The sequence below is a fragment of the Bacteroidota bacterium genome (genome assembly GCA_016714535.1).
Classification (GTDB): Bacteria; Bacteroidota; Bacteroidia; order AKYH767-A; family OLB10; genus JADKFV01.
On record JADKDR010000016.1, the window covers coordinates 107240 to 131918 of the forward strand.

15 protein-coding genes and 1 tRNA gene are annotated in these 24679 nt (G+C 39.9%); 11 read left to right on the plus strand and 5 right to left on the minus strand.

Annotation, left to right across the window (positions count from 1 at the left end; genetic code table 11):
* The first annotated feature begins 445 nt into the window (after window positions 1–445).
* On the plus strand, window positions 446–7471 hold the full coding sequence (locus tag IPO27_17855; protein ID MBK8848295.1) for a T9SS type A sorting domain-containing protein: 7026 nt from the start codon (window positions 446–448) through the stop codon (window positions 7469–7471).
* A gap of 55 nt (window positions 7472–7526) precedes the next feature.
* Here the strand turns inward: IPO27_17855 and trmB are convergent, their stop codons facing one another.
* The 5 genes from trmB to lhgO form a co-directional block, all read right to left on the minus strand.
* Window positions 7527–8189 carry a tRNA (guanosine(46)-N7)-methyltransferase TrmB gene (gene trmB / locus IPO27_17860; GenBank protein MBK8848296.1) on the minus strand — a complete coding sequence of 221 codons (663 nt, stop codon included), beginning with the start codon at window positions 8187–8189 and terminating at the stop codon, window positions 7527–7529.
* Window positions 8190–8257: 68 nt separating this feature from the next.
* Window positions 8258–9412 (minus strand): hypothetical protein, encoded by a 1155-nt coding sequence (locus IPO27_17865; protein ID MBK8848297.1) that lies wholly within the window; start codon window positions 9410–9412, stop codon window positions 8258–8260.
* Window positions 9413–9508: 96 nt separating this feature from the next.
* Window positions 9509–10231 (minus strand): 3-deoxy-manno-octulosonate cytidylyltransferase, encoded by a 723-nt coding sequence (gene kdsB / locus IPO27_17870; protein MBK8848298.1) that lies wholly within the window; start codon window positions 10229–10231, stop codon window positions 9509–9511.
* A 10-nt stretch (window positions 10232–10241) separates the two neighbouring features.
* Window positions 10242–10883, minus strand: coding sequence for a NifU family protein (locus IPO27_17875; GenBank protein MBK8848299.1), 642 nt, complete (start codon window positions 10881–10883; stop codon window positions 10242–10244).
* A gap of 15 nt (window positions 10884–10898) precedes the next feature.
* Window positions 10899–12122 carry an L-2-hydroxyglutarate oxidase gene (gene lhgO, locus IPO27_17880; GenBank protein ID MBK8848300.1) on the minus strand — a complete coding sequence of 408 codons (1224 nt, stop codon included), beginning with the start codon at window positions 12120–12122 and terminating at the stop codon, window positions 10899–10901.
* 207 nt (window positions 12123–12329) lie between these two features.
* Between lhgO and IPO27_17885 the strand changes: the two genes are divergently transcribed.
* The 10 genes from IPO27_17885 to IPO27_17930 all read left to right on the plus strand — a co-directional run bounded on the left by IPO27_17885 (window position 12330) and on the right by IPO27_17930 (window position 24634).
* Window positions 12330–12411: transfer RNA gene (locus IPO27_17885), tRNA-Leu, on the plus strand.
* Window positions 12412–12506: 95 nt separating this feature from the next.
* Window positions 12507–13421, plus strand: a complete 915-nt coding sequence (locus IPO27_17890) for a trigger factor family protein (protein ID MBK8848301.1) — start codon at window positions 12507–12509, stop codon at window positions 13419–13421.
* Window positions 13370–13894 (plus strand): hypothetical protein, encoded by a 525-nt coding sequence (locus IPO27_17895; protein ID MBK8848302.1) that lies wholly within the window; start codon window positions 13370–13372, stop codon window positions 13892–13894. The genes IPO27_17890 and IPO27_17895 overlap by 52 nt, the downstream gene beginning before the upstream one ends.
* 28 nt (window positions 13895–13922) lie before the next feature.
* Complete coding sequence (clpP, locus tag IPO27_17900; GenBank protein ID MBK8848303.1) at window positions 13923–14588, plus strand: ATP-dependent Clp endopeptidase proteolytic subunit ClpP; 666 nt, start codon at window positions 13923–13925, stop codon at window positions 14586–14588.
* A gap of 387 nt (window positions 14589–14975) precedes the next feature.
* Entirely contained in the window at window positions 14976–15869 is an 894-nt protein-coding gene (locus IPO27_17905; GenBank protein MBK8848304.1) for a hypothetical protein, read from the plus strand.
* A gap of 390 nt (window positions 15870–16259) precedes the next feature.
* Window positions 16260–16883, plus strand: coding sequence for a response regulator transcription factor (locus IPO27_17910; protein ID MBK8848305.1), 624 nt, complete (start codon window positions 16260–16262; stop codon window positions 16881–16883).
* Between the two features lie 145 nt (window positions 16884–17028).
* A complete protein-coding gene (locus IPO27_17915) occupies window positions 17029–17547 on the plus strand; it encodes a hypothetical protein (GenBank protein ID MBK8848306.1) in 519 nt (172 codons plus the stop codon).
* A gap of 44 nt (window positions 17548–17591) precedes the next feature.
* Window positions 17592–22475 (plus strand): hypothetical protein, encoded by a 4884-nt coding sequence (locus IPO27_17920; protein MBK8848307.1) that lies wholly within the window; start codon window positions 17592–17594, stop codon window positions 22473–22475.
* Window positions 22412–24190 carry a T9SS type A sorting domain-containing protein gene (locus IPO27_17925; protein ID MBK8848308.1) on the plus strand — a complete coding sequence of 593 codons (1779 nt, stop codon included), beginning with the start codon at window positions 22412–22414 and terminating at the stop codon, window positions 24188–24190. Before IPO27_17920 ends, IPO27_17925 begins: the two co-directional genes overlap by 64 nt.
* Before the next feature lie 177 nt (window positions 24191–24367).
* On the plus strand, window positions 24368–24634 hold the full coding sequence (locus IPO27_17930) for a PIG-L family deacetylase (protein ID MBK8848309.1): 267 nt from the start codon (window positions 24368–24370) through the stop codon (window positions 24632–24634).
* Window positions 24635–24679: the final 45 nt, after the last annotated feature.

Consider the following 24679-nt stretch of genomic DNA (forward strand, 5'->3'; position numbering starts at 1 on the left):
TGAAACTTATTACATAATAAACCCACTTGCGATCATAATTTAAAATTGGAAAGCACTTTTAAAAAACTAGGTGAGACTTGGTTTTCAAGCGTTTCCAGTTGGATCAATTATGTTAATTTTACTTACTGCTATTTTAATCGGCAGATGACAATTATTAACAATTAGTTCGTGTCTATTAGCAAGTCATATTTGTAAAGTGTACATAATCAATGTTATGTGGAGTCAAATTTACTTTTTTTTGTTTAAAAAGTCACAAAACAGTGTTGATAACTTATTTATCCCCCAAACGTTCGCGGTAGTTTACAATCGCAAATCATGGGTTAACCTTCAAAAAGGTATCACATAGAATATTTGAGTATTTTATAAAAATTTATTACTATAGATTTGGCCTGCCTATTCTAATGAGTTTTTCTGGTCAGTCTATCTTAACTTAATTATACTATTTATGAAAAAATTATTTACTAAAAACGGTTTACTATTTATTGGTATCCTTTCTATGGTATCTTTTATACCATTTAAATCACAAGCCACTCATTCTGCCGGAGCTGATATTTGGTATGAGAAGGTGGGCAACAATCAGTACAAAATTTCTGTGGCTTTCTTCCGAGATTGCCTAGGTATTTTAGAAGATAATGGTGTATTGGTTCGAGTTAAATCTGTTTCAAAGGGATTTAATCAGGAGTTTATTGCTCCCAAAAAGTCTCCTCCCAATGGAGAAATAGTTACTTTTACATGCCCTACGGGTGTTCCTACATGCCTTGGTGGCACTGCAGTAGGAATAAGAAGATGGGTGTACGAAGTAACCGTTTCATTGCCAGATACTGCTGCCGATTGGACTTTTAGTTGGCGAGAATGTAATAGAAACAATGCCATTACTACGGTTATTAATGCCGGAAATTTTTGTATGTATATTGAAGCTAAATTAAATAATACCATTTTTTCAAACAATAATGCACCAATCTTTACAAACCCACCTATCGCATTAGCTTGTATAGGGCAAAACTTTAACTACAATCAAGGTTCGTATGATTCAGAAGGCGACTCGCTGTTTTATGAACTTATTAATCCAAAACATACAGCGACAGCAAATGTGCCTTTAAATCCTCCTTTTACAGTTATAAGTCCAATGTCTTCGTCCACTCCATTTTCATTAAACTCTTTAACAGGCGCCCTCAATTTTACTCCAACACAAATAGAAGTAGGAATACTTGCATCGCGGGTCAAGGAGTATCGAAATGGGATATTAATAGGAAGTGTTATCAGAGATTTTCAATTTTATACTAGGCCTTGCCCTAACAATACTGCACCTGTTGCAAGCGGTTTTAACGGCACCAATATTTATGAAGATACTATTTGTGCCGGCACAAATGCCTGTTACTTTATGAATTCAATTGACCCGGAAGTAAATCAAAACGTGGTAATGACTTCCAATGTAACCTCAGTTATTCCTGGTTCAACTTTTACTGCTACTAACGCAAGCCGCCCGGTAGGTAATTTTTGCTGGCAAACTGATACTTCGGATGTACGTTCAACTCCTCATGTGTTTACTATCAGAGTAGTGGATGAGTTTTGCCCGGATGCTGCCGTTCAGGATTTTACCTATGCCATTTGGGTTGAAGATGTAAAGGCCGCAATTTCTAAAACAGATGAAACTTGCAATTTGATAGATGGCACAGCTACTGTGGTTCCAACCAATGGGTTGCCCGGATACACATATAGCTACCTATGGAGTAATGGGCAGACTAGTTCGACTGCCTCAAGCTTAGTTGGGGGCACATATACGGTTACGGTAACATCCAATCGAGGATGTACTGTTAGCAAACAAATAGTGGTAGGCGGGCCACCGGTAACTATCAATTTAACTCCAATTGTAAAAGCAAATACAGGATGTAATGGAATTTGTAACGGAGGCATAAATATTTCACCATTAGGCGGTACACTTTACACGTATAACTGGAGCACAGGAACCACCAATACGTTCATTGCAAACCAATGTCAGGGAGTTTACACAGTATTAGTAACCGATGTAAGTGGTTGCACTGCCATCACTTCTGTCACTGTTCCCGATTCAAGTCTGGTTGTAACTTGTAACCTAGCAACAACAAATGATGATGGTTGCCAGGGTGTTTGCAATGGTACTGCAACAGCTACAGCTGTTGCTAGCTCTGCAGTTACCTATTTGTGGAACACAGGTGCAACAACGTCCGCTATCACAGGGTTATGCGGAGGCATCTACACCGTTACGGTTACCGATACTAAAGGATGCAGCAGCACTTGTTCAGGAATCGTTTTAAATCAGAATACTTCCTTTACTGTTTCAGTTTCAAGAATAAACAACACAGGTTGCAATGGGGTTTGCAATGGTTCGCTTACAGCAAATACACAGGGAGGAACACAGTTTACCTATAGTTGGAGCAATGGAGCTACTTCCAAAACGATTTCGGGTATTTGCACAGGCACATATACGGTTATAGTAACAGATGCAAGCGGCTGCACTGCAAGCAGTGTTCGTTCAATTATTGATGGAGGCATTACCATAACCTGCAATGCAACATCATTGCCTAATACCATCTGCAACGGAACTTGCAATGGATCGGCAGTGGTTACTGCAACTGGAGGTACTGCACTTTCGTACCTGTGGTCGAATGGGCAAACAACTGCTTCAGCCTCAGGCTTGTGTCCGCAAACATATACCATAACGGTAACGGATGTAAGCGGATGCTCTTCGTTCTGTGGGGTAGTTGTTGGCAATAACCCCGAGCCTTTTGCCATACAAACTACTAAAACAAATGTAACATGTAATGGAGGTTCAGATGGTAGCATCACCACCAGCATCAGTGGAGGCACCGGCCCATTTTCATTGATATGGTCAAATGGAAATACGAATTTACAGGCAACGGGATTTATAGCAGGAACATATACGGTGACCGTAACTTCAGGACTCGGCTGTACACAGACCTTATCGGTAAGCATCACACAACCTACTAAAATAGTTGCTATGCGGGCAATTACAAAGAGTACTTGTGGCGATTGCTCGGGTAAAATTACGCTAACAGTATCCGGTGGCGTGGGACCATATACCTATCTATGGAGTAATGGAAAAACTACAAAAAATAATCTTAATGTATGTGCAGGCGCCTACAGTGTCACGATTACCGACTCAAGGGGATGCACCATTAATCCTAGCTACAATGTTGGAGACTCTATTATCGCCATCACTATTTTGGGCGTTGTTATAAATAATACCGGTTGTGCCGGAGCATGTAATGGCAGTATTAATGTTACACCATCCGGTGGAGCAGGCTTTACATATCTTTGGAATAACGGAGCCACCTCCAATCAGATTTCAGGAATCTGCGAAGGAAACTATATTGTTACCGTTACTAATAGTGCCGGATGTTCCAAAGAGCGTACGCTTGTAGTTGGTGGTCAAACCACTACTATTTCATGTACCACAAATGTTATAGACAATACCGGTTGTAATGGACTTTGCAATGGCTCCATTTCGGCCTTACCTGCTGGAGGTACTTCATATACCTATCAGTGGACTAATGGTCAGACCACGGCTCAACTAACTGGAATTTGCTCAGGAACGTTTACCGTAACCATTACCGATGTAACAGGTTGCACGTCTACCTGCACGGGCACGGTGGCCAATTTGGGCACGACCATAAGTTGCTCAGCTAGCGCAACTCCTAATTCTAACTGTGGCAGTGCTTGTAACGGAACTGTAACTGCAACATCAAGTGGCAGTGCTGCTGTAAGTTATTCATGGTCGAGTGGACAGACCACACAAACAGCCACAGGGTTATGTGCAGGAACATATACTGCTACAGTTACGAATGCGGCAGGTTGCACCTCAACATGCACGGCACAGGTAACCAATACCCTCGACAATATTAATGTCACGGCCACTGCAGTAAACGTTGCTTGCTTTGGCGGTTCGAATGGTGGTGCAGCAACAACTCTTACCGGAGGTACAGCGCCTTTTAATTATCTTTGGTCTAATGGAGCTACAACTAAGGATTTAAGCGGAATAACAGCAGGAACCTATACTGTAATAGTAACATCTAATACCGGATGCACAGTAAGTGCATCCTGCAATGTTACGCAGCCAGGTCCTTTAATGGCAGTAAGCACCATGACGCAAAGCATTTGTGGAAATTGTAAAGGCAAGGTAACCCTTGCAGTAACGGGCGGTATTGCACCTTATACCTATCAATGGAGTAATGGAGCCACTACTAAAAACATTTCAAATTTATGTGCTGCATCATACACCGTAACTCTTACAGATGTCAATGGATGTGCTTCTGGAGCAGGCGCTACAGTATCTGATAGCCTCGTTCCGGTTGTCATAAATGGGTCAATTGTTAATAATACGGGTTGCGGTAGTAGTTGCAACGGAAACATTCAACTTACAGTTAGTGGCGGTAGTACTTTTGTCTATGCATGGAGCAATGGACGTACTACCAAGAATATTTTCAATTTATGTGCAGGAGTATATACGGTTACTGTAACAAATAATTTGGGTTGCAACGCCACTTCATCTTTCTCTGTTTCGGGCAGTTCCATTAATGTGACATGTACTGTTAATTCAAAAAATAACACCGGTTGTAATGGAAACTGTAATGGCGAGCTAAATGCAATTCCATCCGGAGGTAGTTCGTATGCTTACTTATGGAGCAATGGATCTACTACTAAGAAAATAACAGGATTATGTAGCGGAAACTATTCGGTTATTGTAACAGATATAAGTGGATGCAGCAATGTGTGCAGCGCAATAGTTGCCGATAGTAGCACAGCCATAAGTTGCAATGCTACTTCTACCTTAAATACAGGATGTAATGGCAACTGTAATGGAACCGCAACAGCTATTCCCGCAGGTAACGGAGCATTTACCTATGCCTGGAGCAATGGACAAACTAATGCCACGGCAACTGGCCTTTGTGGAGGAAACTATACAGTTACTGTTACTAATACAAACGGTTGCTCATCAACTTGTAATGTAGCTGTTGTAAACCAGCCTGAGACATTTACAGTTTCAGTTAGCGGAACAAATATTTTGTGCAACGGAGGTAATAATGGAACAGCTGCAGCCACTGTTAATGGGGGCACTGCGCCATTAACTTACGTGTGGAGTAATGGTGCTTCTATTGCAACTATAAGCAACCTAACTAAAGGAACATATACGGTAACAGTAACGTCTGCAATTGGATGTACCGCAACTGCTTCGGTTGTGCTAACACAGCCTACAGCACTTTCAATTACTAAGTCAACTGTTAAATCTTTCTGTAATAATTGTGCGGGTAAGGTCAGCATTACTGTGACAGGCGGTAAATCTCCATATACTTACAGTTGGAGCAATGGAGCTACTACCAAGAATTTAGCAACGGTGTGTTCAGGTACGTATACTGTAATAGTTACCGATGCTAACCAATGCACCCTGACTACCTCGGCTTTTGTGGCTGATAGTGCGGTAAATATTAACATTACGGGTACACCAGTCAATAATACAGCCTGTAATAATGGTTGTAATGGCAGTATTAGCATGAATGCAACCGGTGGCAACACCTTTACCTACAGTTGGAGCAATGGCAGCACCACCAAAAATCAATCAGGTTTATGTGCAGGCAACTATACTGTAACCGTAATCAATAACTTCGGATGTACAGCAACCAAGTCATTTAGTGTAGGTGGGCAAACTACCAATATCACATGCTCCCTTACTTTTGTAAATAATGTTAGTTGTGGCACAGGGTGTTTTGGTTCAGCAACAGCCATACCATCAGGTGGCAGTAGCTACACGTATATATGGAGCAACGGCAAAACCACAGCTTCGCTCACCAAGTTGTGTGAAGGAACTTATACGGTAACTGTTACAGATATTTCGGGATGTACCATTACCGCAAGCGTGGTTTTACTAAAATTTGATCTTAACTTACAGTCAACCGTTACTAAAACGGATAATACATTCTGCCAGCAAGGACAATGCACAGGAACAGCTACCGTTACACCAACAGGTGGATCGATCTATATTTATCAATGGAATACCGTGCCGATACAAACTACCCAAACAGCAACCGGATTATGCGGGGGCACCTATCTGTCGAAGGTAACAGATTCTATAACGGGTTGTATCGTGCAGAAGTCGATTACAATAACCAATGTAAACATTGGTTTTGCGCTAGCCATTGCACAAACATCAGCTATTAAATGTGCCGGAGGCACGGGAGCATTATCAGCAAACCCTACTGGTGGAAGCTCGCCTTTTGGTTATTTATGGAGCAATGGAAAAACGACAAAGAGTGTGGCAGGACTTCTGACGGGTTCGTATACTGTTACGGTTACTGCTGCCAATGGATGTACTAATCAGGCTAACTTCACCCTTACTGAACCCGTTGCGTTAAGTTGCAATGCCACGGCAACTGCAAATACCTGCGCCAATCCGTGCAACGGTTCCATTAGCATTGCTGGTGCCGGAGGCACAGGAAGCTATCAGTACAACTTTGGAAATGGTTTTGGAACATCAGCTACTGCAACAAGTTTGTGTGCTGCAACGTATACGGTTACTGTTAAAGATGCCAACAACTGCTCAACTACCTGCAGTGGAATAGTGAATAATAATTTGCCGGTTTGTACTCCGTTAATGACCGGAACTGTTACCAATTATCGTACATCCGGACAACCTACTAATTTTCCACGCACGTATTTTGAAAATAATTTTACTCTTGTTTATCCAAATGGCTTGCTGATTCAGTCAGGTGGATGTCTGGGAGCTAAATCTATTACCTTGACAGATGTAGCAAGTGTTAAAGCCGTAATGCAGGCTACCGGCAGCCCGGCAGTGCTTACTTCCAATTTTGTTAATCCATCATTGAATGATTTAAATAATACGTTGGCTGCGCAGATTGCTGCTCTTAAATTAAATATTGATTTTGATAGTAGTGATCCAAACTTCGCTCCGGCAAGCACGGTTTATTTGTATCAAATGCTCATAGACTCAGGACCTATGACCGGACTTACTGTACAGCAATTGTATAACCAAGCTGTGAGCGTATTGTCGGGTTGCAGTAGCAGCTACACGCCAACCGTCATGCGCAATTATTGTTTGCAAGTAAACAACTCCTGGAGTTTAGGAACAAAAAGAAACAATGTTCTCAAGTGCCCTACTGATCCATGTGCATTAAAGTTTGCAGAGTATACCTACAATTCAAACGACCTGTTGCAGTATTCTGTATTTCCAAATCCAACCATCAATGCTGCCAATCTGGTATTTTTAGCTTCGATAATAGCTGATTATTCAATAGAGGTTTACGATACGAAGGGTAGGTTAATTTCGAACCTGAAAGGCGTTGCTTATGAAGGTATCAATCGGATTTTAATTCCTATGGAGAATTATACAAGAGGAATTTACATGGTTAATTTCAAGTATAGTGGAGAAACCCGTAGTACTAGATTAATTAAGGAATAAGCATTAAGCGTAATAGAATATTTAAGGGCAAGTTAGAAGTGACTTGCCCTTTTTTTTATTCAAATTGAAAAGACAAGTAGCCAATTTTTTTTCCTTTAGCAAGCCATATTCCCTCATACGTGGTTTTTATAGAAAGTATTTTGTCATTGGTTATATCTTTGTATAAATCAGAAGTATGAAAAATAAATTTGCCCGGAAACGTTTTTAAAATTTCTGTACTGTAATCAAAAAAATCTTGGTCATCGGACTTAAGGTGAATAATACCGTTGGAGCATAGAAATTTTTTATAGGCTAAAATAAATCGGGGGTTAGTCAATCTTTTATGTTCCCTGTCGCCCGGCTGAGGATCGGGAAAGGTTATCCATAATTCGCTTATTTCGTTAGCACCAAAACAATTTACAATGGTTTCGATTCTTGTTCTCAAAAAGGCAGCGTTCAGAATGTTTTCGTCATTTGCTGTTCGTGCGCCACGCCAAAGGCGTGCGCCTTTGATATCTATGCCAATAAAATTCTTTTGCTTGTATTCGTTGGCTAGCCCAATGGTATACTCACCGCGTCCGCAGCCTAACTCAAGCACAATCGGATTATGGTTGCAAAATACGATTTCATTCCACTTACCCTTTAACTCGAAATCACTAGTACGCACAGTTTCATTTGGCTGAAATACGCGCTCCATAGTCAGCAAGTCGGCCCAACGTTTAAGCTTATTTTTTCCCATAGAAATTTCAAATCCCGTCTTTTAAACAGTGCCGGTGCAGAATGAGTACTTAAAGAATTTTAATGAAATTATTTAATGGAAGAAGCATCCATAAGCCATGCATTATTATCCAAATGCTGTTTTACTTCTGTCAGTTTACTTCTGACTTCTTTTTCAGATGCAGCATGATAGCAACTTACTACAAATAGTCCTTTTCTTTTACCAGGAATACTTGCCTTCAATCCATCGTTTACCAATTCATCACGAAATTTTACCGCATTTTCGTATGACATGAAACATCCTGCTACAATATGAAAGCCTGTGATTTTTTTCGATTCAGGTTGTTCATTTACTACTTTGGTTTTATCAGCAGGAGCAGGCGATTTAGCAATATGGGTACCTGGGTCCTTATCTGGTAAGGCTACTACCGCTTCTGGCTTGGTATCCATATTAACGATTGTTGTTGTCGATACAGTTTCTGTTTTAGCGGCTATATCTTCACCTTGCTGAGTTTGATTGATGATGCGATTTTCATCCGGAACGGCAGGTTGTGGCGCAGCCGGCAATGTTTCTGTATTTTCAGTATTAAATGGATTAATGCTGGCTTCAGTGTTTTTGCTATTGCTAACTAAGGCAGAGTCATTATTAAGAAGAAGAAATTCGCTTAAAGAAGAATTTAATCGGCTTATTACCTGAGGAAACACAAATAATAATAGCATTGCTGCGGCTACAGGTATGGCTTCCAGATTTTTAAAGTTAAACCATTTTACGCGCTTCTTGTTTGTAGATACAAGTGTGGTTTCGTCACTAAATATTTTCTTATTTACTGCAGCGTTGCGTAGTTTAATGGTATCAAGCCCATAGCTATCGAGCAGATAATTTATAGTGCTGTCAGGCAAAAATTGTAATGCCTTAAAATCATTAAAATACAAAGCACCAATATGCTCCATTTGCAAATGCTTGCCGGCTTGCAATTCGGTAAACCATTTTTCGGTAGCTTGGGCAATAATTTCGCAGGCTTCGGGATAGGAAACCTTATTTTGTGTAGCAATGGCATTAGCTAAAAGTCCATCATTATTTACCAAACTGGAGTTAAATGCCAAAATGCGGCAAGGGGGATGAGCACGCTGCGTTTGACTATTAATTTTGGCGGGTAAAAATGAAGCTATAAAAGCACCAAATTCGGGTACAATTACACAATCGTGTTTATATAACAATTGCTCAATAACTGGTACAATGTTCATACGATAGTTTGCTTAGAGGCAACGTTTTTAATTGCCGGGCAAATATAATATTATTAACACTCAATTGTTAAGAAATATACGGAAAAAAGCTTGTAATTATTTTTTTGCTGCAATTATTAGATCAAGATCTTCAGGAGTATCAATTCCATGAGATTCGAACCTAGTGGTAGCGGTTTGAATCGAATATCCATTTTCAAGCCAGCGCAATTGTTCTAATTTTTCTGCTAATTCAAGGGGAGTTGGTGGCAAGGTCACTAGTTGTTTCAATATTTCGGCCTGGTAACCGTAAATTCCTATATGTCTGTAAAACAGGCGGTTTTGATCGTCCCGAACATACGGAATTGCACTTCTACTAAAATAAAGCTCCTTTTTGTTAGCATCCACCACCGCCTTAACACAATTTGGATTAGAAAATAAGAGTGGGTCGGCAGATTCTTTAATTAATGTTGCAATAAGTACATCCTCTTCCCAAAGCAATGCTGCAATTTCGTCTATTTGTTCAGGGTGTATAAACGGTTCGTCTCCCTGCACATTGATTACCGCGTCAATGGGTTGGCTTAATAATTCAAGGGCTGCGGCACAACGGTCGGTTCCACTTGGCAGCGAATGGTTTGTCATTACAGCGTGGCCACCAAAACTTTGTACATGTTTCAATATACGTTTATCATCGGTAGCTACTACAACGCCTTTAATTCGAGTAGCCATTTTGCATTGATTATATACCCTTTGTATCATGGTCATGCCATTTATTTCAGCAAGGGGCTTGCCCGGAAATCGAGTGGAGCCATAACGTGCAGGTATGATAACAATGATATTCATCTAGCCGGGTTTAATTAACTGCAACAACTTCTTCTACACCGGGCACCATTGATTTTAGTACTCGTTCGATACCTTGTTTTAAGGTTACCGTAGACGAGGGACATCCATTGCACGATCCTTTAAGAACAAGGGTAACCTTTCCGTTTTCGAATGCACGAAAATCGATGGCTCCACCATCCATTGCCACTGCTGGCCGAACATACTCATCCAATGTTGCAATAATTCTTTTTTCTATTTCATCATTGCTTAAAAGTTGAGCAGGTGCAGCCTTTGGATTGTTTTGCGTTTCTGGGGTTAGTGCCGGCTTTTCAACATGTTCTTCAAAGTCAAGTGTGCCTGCAGCTATTTTATTATCTATAATGGGTTCGCCACTGAGCAGAAAACCGCGTATAAATTCACGTAGTATATTTTGTATTTCCCACCAATCAAGATCTTTTTCCTTCGTTATGGTAACAAAGTTTTGGGAAATAAAAACACCACGAACTCCAGTAAAATCAAATAATTGATAAGCCAGAGGACAGTTAATAGCCTCTCTCTTGGTTAAGAATTCGAGGCTTCCATCAGCCAACAGCAAGTGAGAGCAAACATACTTTAATGCATTGGGATTGGGCGTTTGCTCCATATATACAATTAACGGTTTTTTTTCTTCCATTTTGTTTCTGTTATATTATACGTTGGTTAGTTTAAAATGTTCTTTGGCCATTTGCGTAATCTCATTTCCTATAGCGAGGCAAGCGGTAGCTGCCGGTGAGGGTGCATTAAGTACATGTAAGGTGTTTGTACCTTTCACGATATTAAAGTCATCAATCATGTTACCATCTTTATCAAGTGCCATTGCCCGCACTCCGGCCCGCCCGGGTTTTAAGTCTTCCATCGTTAACGATGGAACCAACAATTGCAGACGCGACAAAAATAGTTTCTTCGAAAAAGCTCTTCGGTATTCATCCAGACCAAAGCGCCAATGTTTGCGAAACAACTTCCATGTTCCACCATAAGTCAGTGCATCCCAAGTGTCGCGTAAGTTGAAATCGGTTTTCCCATATCCTTCGCGCTTAAAAGTAAAAACGGCATTTGGGCCACACTCCGTATCACCATTGGTCATTCTGGTAAAATGTACACCTAAGAATGGAAACTCCGGGTTGGGAACAGGATATATTAAATTGCGAACCTTGTGCTTTGCCTTATCAGTGAGTTCATAATAATCGCCTCTGAACCCTACTATTTTCATATCAGGATTTACTCCATCAAGCTTAGCAATACGATCACATTGAAGACCGGTGCAATTAATTACATAGTTGGAGGTATAGGTTGATTTGCTGGTTTTAATATGGGTAACGTTGTCATATTTTTCAAGTGATTCTACGGTTTCTCCTAACACAACTGTAGTATCTGAAAACTTTGATTTGGCCAACTCAACAAATTTTTTGGAAGCAGCCACAAAATCAATTATCCCTGTGCAGGGCACCCATATACCTTCTATCCCATGGCAATGGGGCTCTATATCTTTTACCTGCAAAGCAGTTATTCTTTCAATTCCTTCTACTCCGTTTGCTTTCCCATTATTAAATACTCTGCTTAAGTGTTCAAGTTCGCTGTGCCTTGTTGCAACAATTACTTTACCACAAACATCGTGAGGTATATGGTGCTCCATTGCAAAGGAAACTAATTCCCGTCTTCCATCTACACAGTTTTTTGCTTTGAACGAACCCGGTTTATAATAAATTCCAGAATGTATTACCCCTGAATTATGTCCTGTTTGATGAGCAGCTATTTCATTTTCTTTTTCGATAAGTAAAACTTTCAGGTTTGGAAATTGCGTTTTTATCTTGAGTAATGTGGCTGTGCCTACAATACCTCCCCCCAGAATACTTACATCGAACCTTTTTTCCATTATCAATTTATCTGCTTGATTTTTTTAGGGAGACAAATGTAGTTAAAGTTCAACAACCCCTTGTGAGCAGAAAGCCTTTATTTGCGTCTTTTATAATACGTATATAATGCAAGATTACAAAAGTTTGGCGTTGAAATAAATAGTATTACATTTGCGCTCCCAAAATTTGAATTCGGTAAAAAGGTATTGCCGGACAAAACGGAAACCGCGGGTGTGGCGTAATTGGTAGCCGCGCCAGACTTAGGATCTGGTGCTGAAAGGCGTGGGGGTTCGAGTCCCTTCACCCGCACAAATAAAAAAAATGTCAAAGACATTAAACATGATTAAAACCGTCCTGTTATACATGGGCGGTTTTTTTTAAATTGACAAACAAACCTTAATGAAATGAATATCACTCAAGAAAATTTAGCGGGTAACGAAGCTAATATTAATGTGCACATTACTGCTGATGACTATCGCGACAGCTACAAGCAAGAATTGAAAAAGTATGCCAAGCAAGTTCCCATGAAGGGATTTAGACCCGGAACTGTGCCTTTAAATGTAGTGCAAAAAATGGCGGGCCCTTCACTATTGCTCGATCAGCTTAACAAAATCGTAGGTCAGGCACTTGAGAATTATTTAAAAGAAAATAACATTGAAATTTTAGGCGATCCTATGCCCGAGCAATTAGATGATTTTAACCCTGATTTTGAAAACCTGCCTGATTTTAAATTTAGCTATAATGTAGGTTTTAGCCCTCGCTTTGAGTTTACAGTTCCATCAACAACTATGGACGATTACCAAATAGTGGTAACTGACGAAGATCTTGATGACAGCATTTTGCGTACGCGCAACCGTCAACCTAGGTATATAACAGGAGATATGGCCGATGCTAGTTCACTTATTAAATGCGACATTCTTGACGGCAATACCCCTGCCAATAGCGGTGCTATACCTAAAGGTAGCACTACTATAATGCTTAAATTTTGGAAAAGCCCAGAAGAGCAGGCTAAGTTTGATGGAAAAAAGGTTGGAGATATCTTTTCTTATAATCCACATGCAGCAACAGATGGTAACATGGCCGAAATGAGCAATTTGCTTGGCTTATCACGCGATGATGTAGCTGATTATAAAAATGATATTCAAATCCTGATCACCGAAATTCAAAATGAAATTCCTGCTGATTTGAATAGTGATTTTTTGAGACTGTTTATCCGGGAAGAGAAATTACTACTGAAGAGCAATTCAGAGAAGCAGTTAAAAATGAATTGGCTTCAATATTTAATGAAGATAGCCGCCAGCATTTTTATCATCAGTTAGACCATGTATTAATGGACTATTATACACTCGAAATGCCTGAGGCATTTCTGAAAAAATGGATTAAGTCTGTGAATACCAAACCACTTAGCGATGATCTATTGGATAAGGAATTTCCCTCGTATATAAATCAAATGAAATTACGACTTATTCATAATAAAATTTTCGCCTTCAATAATTTTGAAATCTCGGATGAAGAAATTAACGATGCAGCGCTTGCCGACCTTCAGGCAATGATGCGCAGCCACGGAATGAATTCCTACATGGATATGTCAGGCTATGTTCCCAAGTATCTTGAAAAAAAGGAAAACCTGCAAAAAGCAATAGAGCGGATACAAGAATTTAAAGTGAACAATTTTTTATATCATCAAATTTCCAAAAACAGTAAATCTGTCACATATAAAGAATTTGGTGCTATAGTTGAAGCACATCACAAAAAACATCACGCGCAACATACACATGAGCATGCGCATTAATTAAATTTTATTTTAAATAATAAAACATATGGACTACGGAAAAGAATTTAGAAAATACGCTACCAAGCATCAGGGCATCTCAAGTTTGTCCTTGCATCACTTTGAGTCATCAATGACTCCTTATATTATTGAGGAACGCGAAATGCGTATTGCCCAAATGGATGTTTTTTCAAGATTGATGATGGATCGTATCATTTTTCTGGGAACAGCTATAAATGATCAGGTGGCCAATATAGTGCAGGCGCAATTGTTATTTCTTGAAAGCACAGATTCTAAAAAAGACATTCAAGTATACTTGAACAGCCCCGGTGGAAGTGTGTATGCCGGTTTAGGAATCTATGATACCATGAATTTTATTCAACCAGATATAGCCATGATTTGTACTGGTATGGCTGCCAGTATGGCTGCCGTATTATTGTGCGCAGGAGCAAAAGGAAAACGTACCGCGTTAAAGCATGCACGGGTAATGATTCATCAGCCTATGGGAGGTGCCGAAGGTCAGGCATCGGATATTGAAATCACTGCAAAACAAATTCAGTTGTTAAAAAAGGAGCTGTACGATATTATTTCGGCAAACACCGGAAAAGATTATGATACGGTATGGAAAGATAGCGACCGCGATTATTGGATGACCTCTGCAGAAGCCAAGGCCTATGGTATGATTGATGAAGTGTTGGTAAAGAAAGGTGCATAAGTTAACCTGATTATTAGAAAATAATATTTCCCGTTGCGAATAATCGCAACGGGTTTTTTTATTCCTTCAAGTATATAACTGAACAAAGAAAGAGTAATGCTCATGCTATGCGAAAGTATTTTATTTCGGAGTAATTGGGCATAAGAAGTGAGCATATTGATTTTTTTTTCAGGTGTAACATTCCGTTTAGCATGGTATATGGTCTTAGTTAACAATTGCAATAAGTAAGATAAACAAGGTTTGTTTTGTTAACCCCTCTGGAGAAGATTCTATTTCGAAACATTTAAGGCAAAATTGGTTTTTTTAAATTTAGTTTTACATTTGGTGCAGTTTTTAAATGAAAATTTCAAAACGTTACCTTTACCAATTAACCTAAAACCTTAAATTATGAAAAAAATCTATTATTCTATTTTGTTTGTATTTGCAATTGTAGTTGCTGCGCTTCCTACCTCTGCGCAAGAAAACAATAACGAGGGAGATACGATGATAACAGACGATCCCAATAATTACCGCTTCGAGTTTTTTGGCGATGGAAACATTCAAAAAACATTGAATGATAACGAAGAAGTACCTGCTAATACGGGTGTTGGTTTTCGTTATTTAAGGCAATTTCCATCAGCCCAACATAGAAAGGGTAAAAACTCGATGACCACCGTTTATGATATTGAGGCACAAATTAATATTGCCAGCAATGCAGATACCATCATTGCAGATTTGGATAGTAATGGTAATGTTAGCAATCAAGCAGACTTTGGAAGTTTTATGCTGTTGCCTACTAACAGCGGTCAAGCAGCAAAATTTTCGTGGATGGTAAGACGTGAAGGGCAAAAGAAAAATTTTTGGGGTATTGACGGCTTCCATTTTCGTTTTGCTGCTGCCAATCAGTTTTTCAGTAAAAATAATGTATCCATAAAAGGTAGCGCCATTAGTTATTATTTCGGTGCTTTTTGGGAGTTTATACCAAGATTTAATGATTGTATAAATCGCGAATACAGTATTATGGTCAGGTTGGGCTTTGGTAGCCGTAACTTGGCTGGCAACCTTGCCAGCGAAACTCCTGGCAGCCGTGCGTTGCGCAAAGAACTTATTGGTGCAACCAGGCACAACTATTATGGTCCCGAAATGGGTATTGCCCTAAGAGTAAAAAATCTGCGTGCCGAGTTTTCAATTCCCTGGATGTTTGCCCGTGAAAAAAACAACCCTGTACCCGGTTTAAATGGAGCTCAGTTTAATACTGCTATTTCTTTTATCGGGGGGTTCCCTATTGGTTCGCGGCAGTAGTCATCTTTTTTTCAACTTTATTCCTTTTTAATTATAAATGAAGCGAGTGCTTGATGTATTATAGTGCATAAACTTTTTATACCTCAGCTTAATGTTTCATTATCAAAATTTGAATTCACAAGGGTGCTTCCGAATAATATTGGTGCCGAGGAACTGAAGCAAAACAGATGCTTGAGGCTGTTTATGTGAATTTTCGTGTATGCACAAAACAATTTGTTAAGCTAATTTTTTTATTGCCGTATGAGCTGAGTCTTACCTCCTTTTAGAAGGCGGCTTTTAAAGGCAATTTTCGAATGATGATATATGTCCTGTCTTTAGGAATAAATTATACATATCTTTGACTTTTCCAGAATTTCAATTTTTACTTACTATAAAAGTCCATTTTTCGGCTTGAATAAAATTTCGGTATATATAGTTGATGACCATCAGATGCTGATAGATGGTATACGGTCATTGTTACAAAACGAAGCAAACATTGAAGTAATTGGAAGCAATTCATCTCCGCTAGCTGCATTAGAAGAAATTAAGAAACTTGAACCACAGCTTGTATTAACAGATATGCAGATGCCCGATATAAACGGGGCATCTTTGATACAAGCAATACTGAAAGAAAAACCTCAAATTAAATTTCTTGCGCTAAGTATGGCGGGCGATAAACATTCGATTCTTGAAATGATAAATGCCGGTGCTTTAGGATATGTGCTAAAAAATACGGGCAAGGCGGAGTTAGTGCACGCTATAGATACCCTTGTAAATGGAGGAAAGTATTACAGTTCAGATGTGGTAACCGCTCTTGCCGAAAGTCATAATCAGAGCAACACCATCAACTTAACGGCTCGCGAAGTTGAAATTGTAAAGTTGATAGCCGCTCAAAAAACAAATGCCCAGATAGGAGAGGTGCTTTTTATAAGCGAAAAAACTGTAGAAACGCATCGAAAGAATATCTTACGAAAAACTGAAACCAAAGGTGTTTTAGCATTGGTAAACTGGGCAAGAGAAAAGGGCATTCTCTAATCTGATAAAACGACATACACACTAGTGGGTATATAAAATTACTCCTCACAGGGTATTTCAGGCATGCAGAAATGCATGTAATTTTGACCATGATTTAAGCGTGTTACTTTTCATGTGTATTTAAAAAATTACCAAAAAAAATAAAATGATGAAGCAAAAGATTTTACTAATGATGATGTTGGTCATGGGATATGGCCTGACATCCAAAGGAGCCAATGTAAATTGGACAAATGCATCTGGCGGCAGTTGGAGTGTAGGAGCCAACTGGAGCAACGGCAGCGGCCCGGGCGCGGGAGACACTGCTGTAATTACTCTGGCCGGAACGTATACTGTTACAGTAGATATGAATATTACTTGTCAGAAAATGCTGATTGGTGGTGCAAGTGGCTTACAGACGTTTAGTGTTGCAAATTATTATACCATTGCTATGAGTAAGGGTATGCAGGTCAATGCTCGGGGAGTATTGGATTTGCAGTATGCTACCATAAATTGCAATCAGCCTATTGTAAATGCAAACCGTATAAAACTGCGATATAATAATGTTATAAATGCCCCGGTAAATAATAGTGATACTTTAGAAGTAGCGCATTCTACTAATACAATAAGTCAAAACTATACCTCGCCTGTCGGCTCGGTTTTGTATTTTCATCATCTGATTATATAGCAGGACTTACCATTGCCAATGGGTTTACAAATAATGGCAGTATTGTGTTTAATTCGGTGAGTGGCTATGCTGCTTCGCTTACTATCACAGCAGGTACTATTACCAATACCTCAACTGGTGTTATAAAATCTACTGGCATCTATGCATCGTTAACTATTCAAAGTAATGTGATTAATAACGGTACTGTTACTATTGAGCATGATTTGCGGTTTAGCGCTACCGGCAATTCATTTGTAAATAATAATAGTGGTACCATCACCGCAACTAACAATGCCGTTTTATATTTTGATTATGACACGGCTATCGTAAATGGTGGTACCGTTACCATTAACGCTGGGTCTTCTATCAATTGTAATGGTGGTGTATTCAAGTGGGAAGGGGGCACATACCCCTCAACAGGAAATATGCGTTTCACCAGTACTATTGTCTGGTTTAATACAGCCACAATTCCTGGTAGGTATAAGGAGTTTTCATATTCCACCATTAATAGCATACAGAATCCTGTAACTAATAACAGGAGAATGCGTTTTGATTATAGTAACATCATCAATGCCCCAATTTTCAATACGGATACGATTTCGATTTCGCATTATGGTAATCAAATGAATGGCGCCCTTACTACATCAGCATCTTCTAAAATTGTTTTCGATTGTCAGAGTTATACTGGAGGATTAACAGTGTCGCGCGGATTTACAAATAATGGCAAAATTTATTTTAACTCAATTACCGGTTACGGGGCGTCTTTAAGCTTGGATAGTAATATTGTAATTAACGCGGCCGGTGGCGAAATAATAGTTGAGAATGCATTTGCCTTGCCGTATCAGATTTATGCCGCAGTAAATAATATTGGAAACATAAACATTAAGAGTGGAAGCACCCTTACCATACAGCGAACAGATACCTCAAGCAATACAGGTACCATCAGCGTTGCAACAAATTCTTCGCTCACTTATAACCCGGGAGGCCTTAAAATGAATGGTGGAAGTATTAGCGGTGCAGGCAAATTGATTTTTACAAACGCAGAGTATAAAGAAAATCTTACCACTATTCCTGCTATCATCACCGAATTTAACTCGGCTGTGCTTTCTACCAATCAGGCTTTCATAAATAATACAGCAGCACTTTATTTTAATTATAACAATGTGGTTACTGCTAATGTGCGCAATAAATCTACCGGAATAATTTATGTGCAACATTATGGAAACGTTGATAATGGTACCTTCCTAAATGAGGCAGGATCGCAATTGATTTTCAATAGCGCACAATATATCGCTGATTTTAATTTTGCTCAAGGCATAACCAATAATGGAACGATTGAACTTGGAAGTATCACCGGATACAGTTCTTCAGTTTCTTGCAGCGGAGGCGAGTTGCTTAATAACAATACAGGTATAATAAATTGCAATGTTGGGGTAGGAGGAACCCGAAACATCGATGCGCAACTAAATAATAAAGGAACATTAAATGTAAATGCAGAAACTACCATAATTAAAACAGGAGCACTTAGTCAAAATACAGGTGGAGCAATAACAATTAATGGAACATATACACTCACAGTTAGCAATATGCGTTTTGATCTTAATAGCGGCACCATGTCTGGTACCGGATTTATTTACTTCAATACTTCTACCTATTACCTGGCATTAGCTAATGTTCCAGGTGTTTATCATAAGTTTTATTCGAGTAAATTTGAAGCACCTGCCATGGTCAATAATTCGACCACGTTGCAGTTTTATTATAACGATTCGTGCAAGGCTTCCATTAACAATAAGGCAAACGGCATTGTAAAGGTTTCTCATTACCCAAATTATTTTACCGGAACATTTACAAATGTAGCCGGTTCCCAGTTGCTCATTGATGCTCAGAGTTATATCAGTCAGGCTTACTTTACTAATGGTTTTTTAAACAAGGGCACCATTGATATGAGCAGCATAACAGGTTATGATACCTACCTCACCATATTGAACGGTTCACTTGAAAATGATACGAATGCAACATTTAATATGGGTGCCGGTGTTGGAGGGCAGCGTTGGTTTGATGGCGCCTTTAAAAACTGGGGTAGCTGGAATATTAACGCAACCTCATATTTGAATTCGTCAACATTGAGAAACGAAACAACAGGGATATTGCGTGGTAATGCAACGGTTAGTTTACAAAATAGTACCCGGTTGGTGAACAAAGGCAACATGTATCCCGGCAGCAGCACAGGAGTTTCGTTGGGTCAGTTGTATTTTATTGGGCATGTAACTAAAATGTCAGGGTCAAATTTGAATTTACAAATTGGTGGTACAAATCCGGTTACACACTTCGATCAAACTACTACTACAGGCACCGATTCACTTAATGGCGCACTAAACATTTCCTTAGTAAATAGCTATGTTCCCACACTTGGCGACAGCTTCATTGTAAATAATTATGGTACACGTATAGGTCAGTTTAGCAGTGTGAATGGTAGTATTCCGGGTGGTCTGGCATGGAATATATTTTATCGCCCTACCTATGCTGTAATTCGGGCGGGCAATCCTTCTAACTTAACTATAACTGCAACAGCCGGAGCAAATGGTAGTATTTCGCCCGCAGGCAATGTATCGGTTGTGTACAATGCCAATCAGACATTTACATGCACTCCTGCAAATAATTATGTGATAGATAGTGTAATTGTTGATGGCAGTTATGTTGGCAATAACAGCAGCTATACATTTAACAATGTAACCATTAATCATACCATCCATGTTACGTTCCGTATACCGGGTTACACTATTAATGCTTCTAAAACCGGTCAGGGAACTATATCACCATCCGGTGTAGTTGCAGTAAATAATGGCGGTAGTCAACAGTTTACAATGACACCAAATAATACCTGTACTAAAATTGACAGTGTCATAGTAAATGGATCTTTTATTGGCACTCAATCATCGTACACCTTTACCAATGTAACAGCTAATCAAACTATTCGTGTTGTATTTGGTAACAGCAATGCTGTTAGTAGCAACACGGGTGTGTTTTCTTTTTGCGCTGGCAGCAGTTTAACCTTAAGTGCTTCGGGAGGTTTTAATGCTTACGCCTGGAGTACCGGAGCAACTACGCAATCAATTTCGATTAGTGCAGGAGGAACATATACGGTTACGGTAACAGGTAGCGGTGGTTGTCAGGTTACCGACTCAAAAAATGTTACACAAAATTCGCTTCCTACCGTTACTTTCCCATCTTTTTATGCGAATAACAAAGTTTGCTTTACTGATGGCGCAGCCTACCTGAATGGAATTGGTATGCCTGTAGGCGGCTCTTACAGTGGTATTGGAGTAAGCAATTCATTTGGTAATTTCTATTTTAGCCCGGGCACTACCTATGGCACGCGAACACTTACCTATACCTATACAAATGCCAATGGTTGCACCAATACGGCCACTCGGGTTGTTACGGTTGATAGCAACGCCACGGTTGATGCAGGAATGAATATTGTAAAATGCGGCAATCTGGTTGTTCCCATTTCGGCCACCAAGGGAGGTGTTGCTACAACAACTACCTGGACTACCTCTGGTACAGGTACCTTCGTTAATGCCAATGCATTAAATACGAATTATACGCTCTCTGCTGCCGATATTCAAGCAGGTTCAGTAGTTCTCACCATTACTACAAGCAACCCCGCAGGTACCTGCGGGCCAGTAAGCGATCAGGTTACGATAACATACTATTCGAATGCAGTAGCTGAAATTGGAGGTAGTCAAGCACCTGCTTGTGTACCTTCTGCTGCTTTCCAGTTAAGCGGAAGTGTTTCAGGTTATCCTGCAGCTACTCCTTTTTGGTCAACAAGCGGCACAGGATCTTTTTCGAGCGCTGCGGTTTATTCACCTGTTTACACTCCTTCGCAGGCAGATATTAATGCTGGTGTAATCAATATCTATTTAACTCCTATTGATCCTAACGGAAACTGCACCTTCAATGCTGACACTTTGGTTGTTTATTTTGATAAGTACAGTGTTGATGCAGGTAATAATGCAGTAGCATGTAAAAGCAATTCTGTTTCTGTATCAGGATCGAAATCCAATTCGGTAACTTCAGTTATATGGACTACCAACGGTAGTGGAACATTTGCAAATGCAAATGCGTTGAATACTACCTATACGTTTTCTGCCGCTGATAAAACAAATGGTGGAGCAACATTAACACTCACTACCAATGACCCTGCGGGTCCTTGTGGAGCCAAGTCAGACAACATGTATGCGCAGTATAAAACAGCCACTGCCGATGCAGGACCGGCTTTGATTTGTGGCGATACCATTTGGCAGTTGTCAGGAACATACAGCGGTGCGCCAGGTACTTTGTGCAACGCACTATGGAGCAGTCTTGGCACCGGATCATTTAACAATGCATCAGCATTTAATTCGATATATACAGCTTCTGCAGCAGATAAAGCTGCGGGCAAAGTTTCACTGGTATTGTCACTAACCGATCAGGCTGGCCAATGCAGTAACTTTACAAGCGACACCATTGTTGTTTGGTTCAATCCGCATTATGTAATTAATGCTGGTTCGGACTCTGCAGAAATTTGTGGTGACAAAATACTTAGCTTATCAGGAACAAGACAGAATACTAATACCACAACATGGACTAGCAGTGGCACAGGCACATTTGGCAATGCCAATGGGCTAAATACCACGTATACTTTTAGTTCAGCAGATACTGCTGCCGGATTTGTAATCATTACCCTTTCGAGCAACGACCCTGCAGGACCTTGCGGAGTTGTTTCAGATAGTAGATATGTAACTATCAAAGATGTACCTAAGGCAACGGCAGGAACCAACAGCCCCGTATGTGCCGGCACTAATCTTAACTTAACCGCCAGTGGCGGCAATGGTTATATTTGGAGTGGCCTAACAGCTTTGCAAGCTCCATTCAGAATATTGTTATCAGCAATGCGCAGGTAAACATGTCAGGAGTATATACTGTAACCGTAACTAACCTTATTGGTTGCAGTGCTACCGCTAGCACCACCGCCTCTGTTACTTCCTGCAATTGCGTGCAGCCCATTGTGCAGCTAGGTAAAACAAATGTGAGTTGTAATGGCGGAAGTGATGGAACCATAACCACCACCATTAATAATGTGGCAGGACCATTTACCTACTTATGGAGCAATGGGATGACTGTACAAAATCCTACAGGCTTACCAATAGGAATATATACCGTTACAGTTACTACTACGCCTAATTGTACAGGCACAAGTTCCATAGTCATTACCCAACCTACCGTTCTTACTGCATCTTCTACCGTTACCAATACTACGTGTGGAACCAGCAATGGCTCAGTAGTTATGAATGTAAGCGGTGGCAGCCCGCCATACCAATATTTATGGAATACGAATCCGCCACAAAACACCTCTGTTATCAGTAGTCTTACAGCTGGCTCTTACTTATGTACTGTTACCGATTCAAAGGGTTGTACCAAAACACTGGTATCTATCGTTCAAACTACTGGAGGAAGCATAAGCAATGTAACGGTAACCATCAAGAAGCCATGCTATCAAGATAATAATGGAAAGCTAACCATTAAAAACATAACCGGAGGTACGGCACCTTACACATACCTGTGGAGCACAGGAGCAGTTAGCAGCAGCATCAGCAATATAAGCAATGGAACATATACCCTCACCGTTACAGATGCAGGCAATTGCTCCTTTGTGAAGGTACTAAACGTGGTTCAATGGTCGCAGATTAAAGAAAACCTTACGGTAATAGATGCGGGCTGCAATCTGTGCAATGGAATTGCATACGTTGCTCCTACGGGAGGCAAAAAACCATACCGCTATTCATGGAATACCGTGCCCTTAGATTTAGATTCTTTAGCAACAGGATTATGTGCAGGTGCTTATACACTTACCATTCGCGATACTGCTAATTGTGTTAAGCAGGTACCGGTAGTTGTAAGCGATGGCAGGCCACAGATAACTGCAGCCATTACAAATGTTATTTGCAATGGGGGCAATACCGGAGCGGTTAATATTACTGTTACCTCGGGTGTTTCACCTTTTTCATACCTATGGAGTAATGGAAAAACAAGCAAAAATAATTTAAATGCAACTGCAGGAATTTACACGATAACGGTGACAAGTACCGGAGGATGTAGCAATACCAAGTCTTCTTTGGTAACGGAGCCTGCAGCTATTGCTATTTCGTTTGATACTACTTCTACTACTGCCAAAGCAGTGCCAGTTGGCGGAGTTTCGCCCTATGCTTATTTATGGAGTAATGGAAAGACCAATGCCAAAATATTGAATCTCACTGTAGGAACATATACGGTAACAGTAACAGATGCAAGTGGATGTACCAAAGTGGCTTCGGTGACCGTTAACGGGCCACGCTTCGGAGAAATGGATTTAATAGCTATAGCAGACCTAAGTGTGTACCCCAACCCTGCAAGCGAGTTTTTGAATATTGAGTTTGATGCCTTGGGAATTAATTTGGCTGAGATTTCTGTTTACAACGAAGTGGGTCAAATGTGCATAAGCAAGTCAATTTCAACGCAGCATGGAACCACACAAATACGATTTGAAACAACCTCATTGGCATCGGGAATTTATGAATTACGAATTGAATTCGCTGGAACGGTTGAAAGGCGAAAAATAGTTGTTGCAAGCAATAAGTAATCAGGTTATTAAGAAATACGCTTCATCATGGGTCACCCAATTGGGTGGCCCTTTTTTTACCACTAATTATATAATGACCACGAATTATTATCTCTTCTTTATCAATTAAAGTTGTATTTATTTATCTTAGTAGTTAATTTTGATAGACAAGTTATATAACTAATAATTAGATTTATTATGAGAAGTATTTTGATTACTCTTTCAATGGTGATGAATGGATTTGTTTCAGTGGCGCAGTTTACGAAGTGTTCATTTTATTTTAGCGCCCATCCTGACGATTGGCAATTATTTATAGGCACTAATGCATATAATGATATGCAGGAAAGCAATACGAAAGTTGTGTTTATTTATGTTACAGCAGGCGATGCAGGGTTACTTACAGGCAAAGTACCTCCGGCTACGGTTCCTTATTACGTGGCACGAGAGCGTGGTGCCAAGTATTAGCAAGAACTTGCTGTTAATTCGAAGTTTAGTTCTTCAACACCTGTT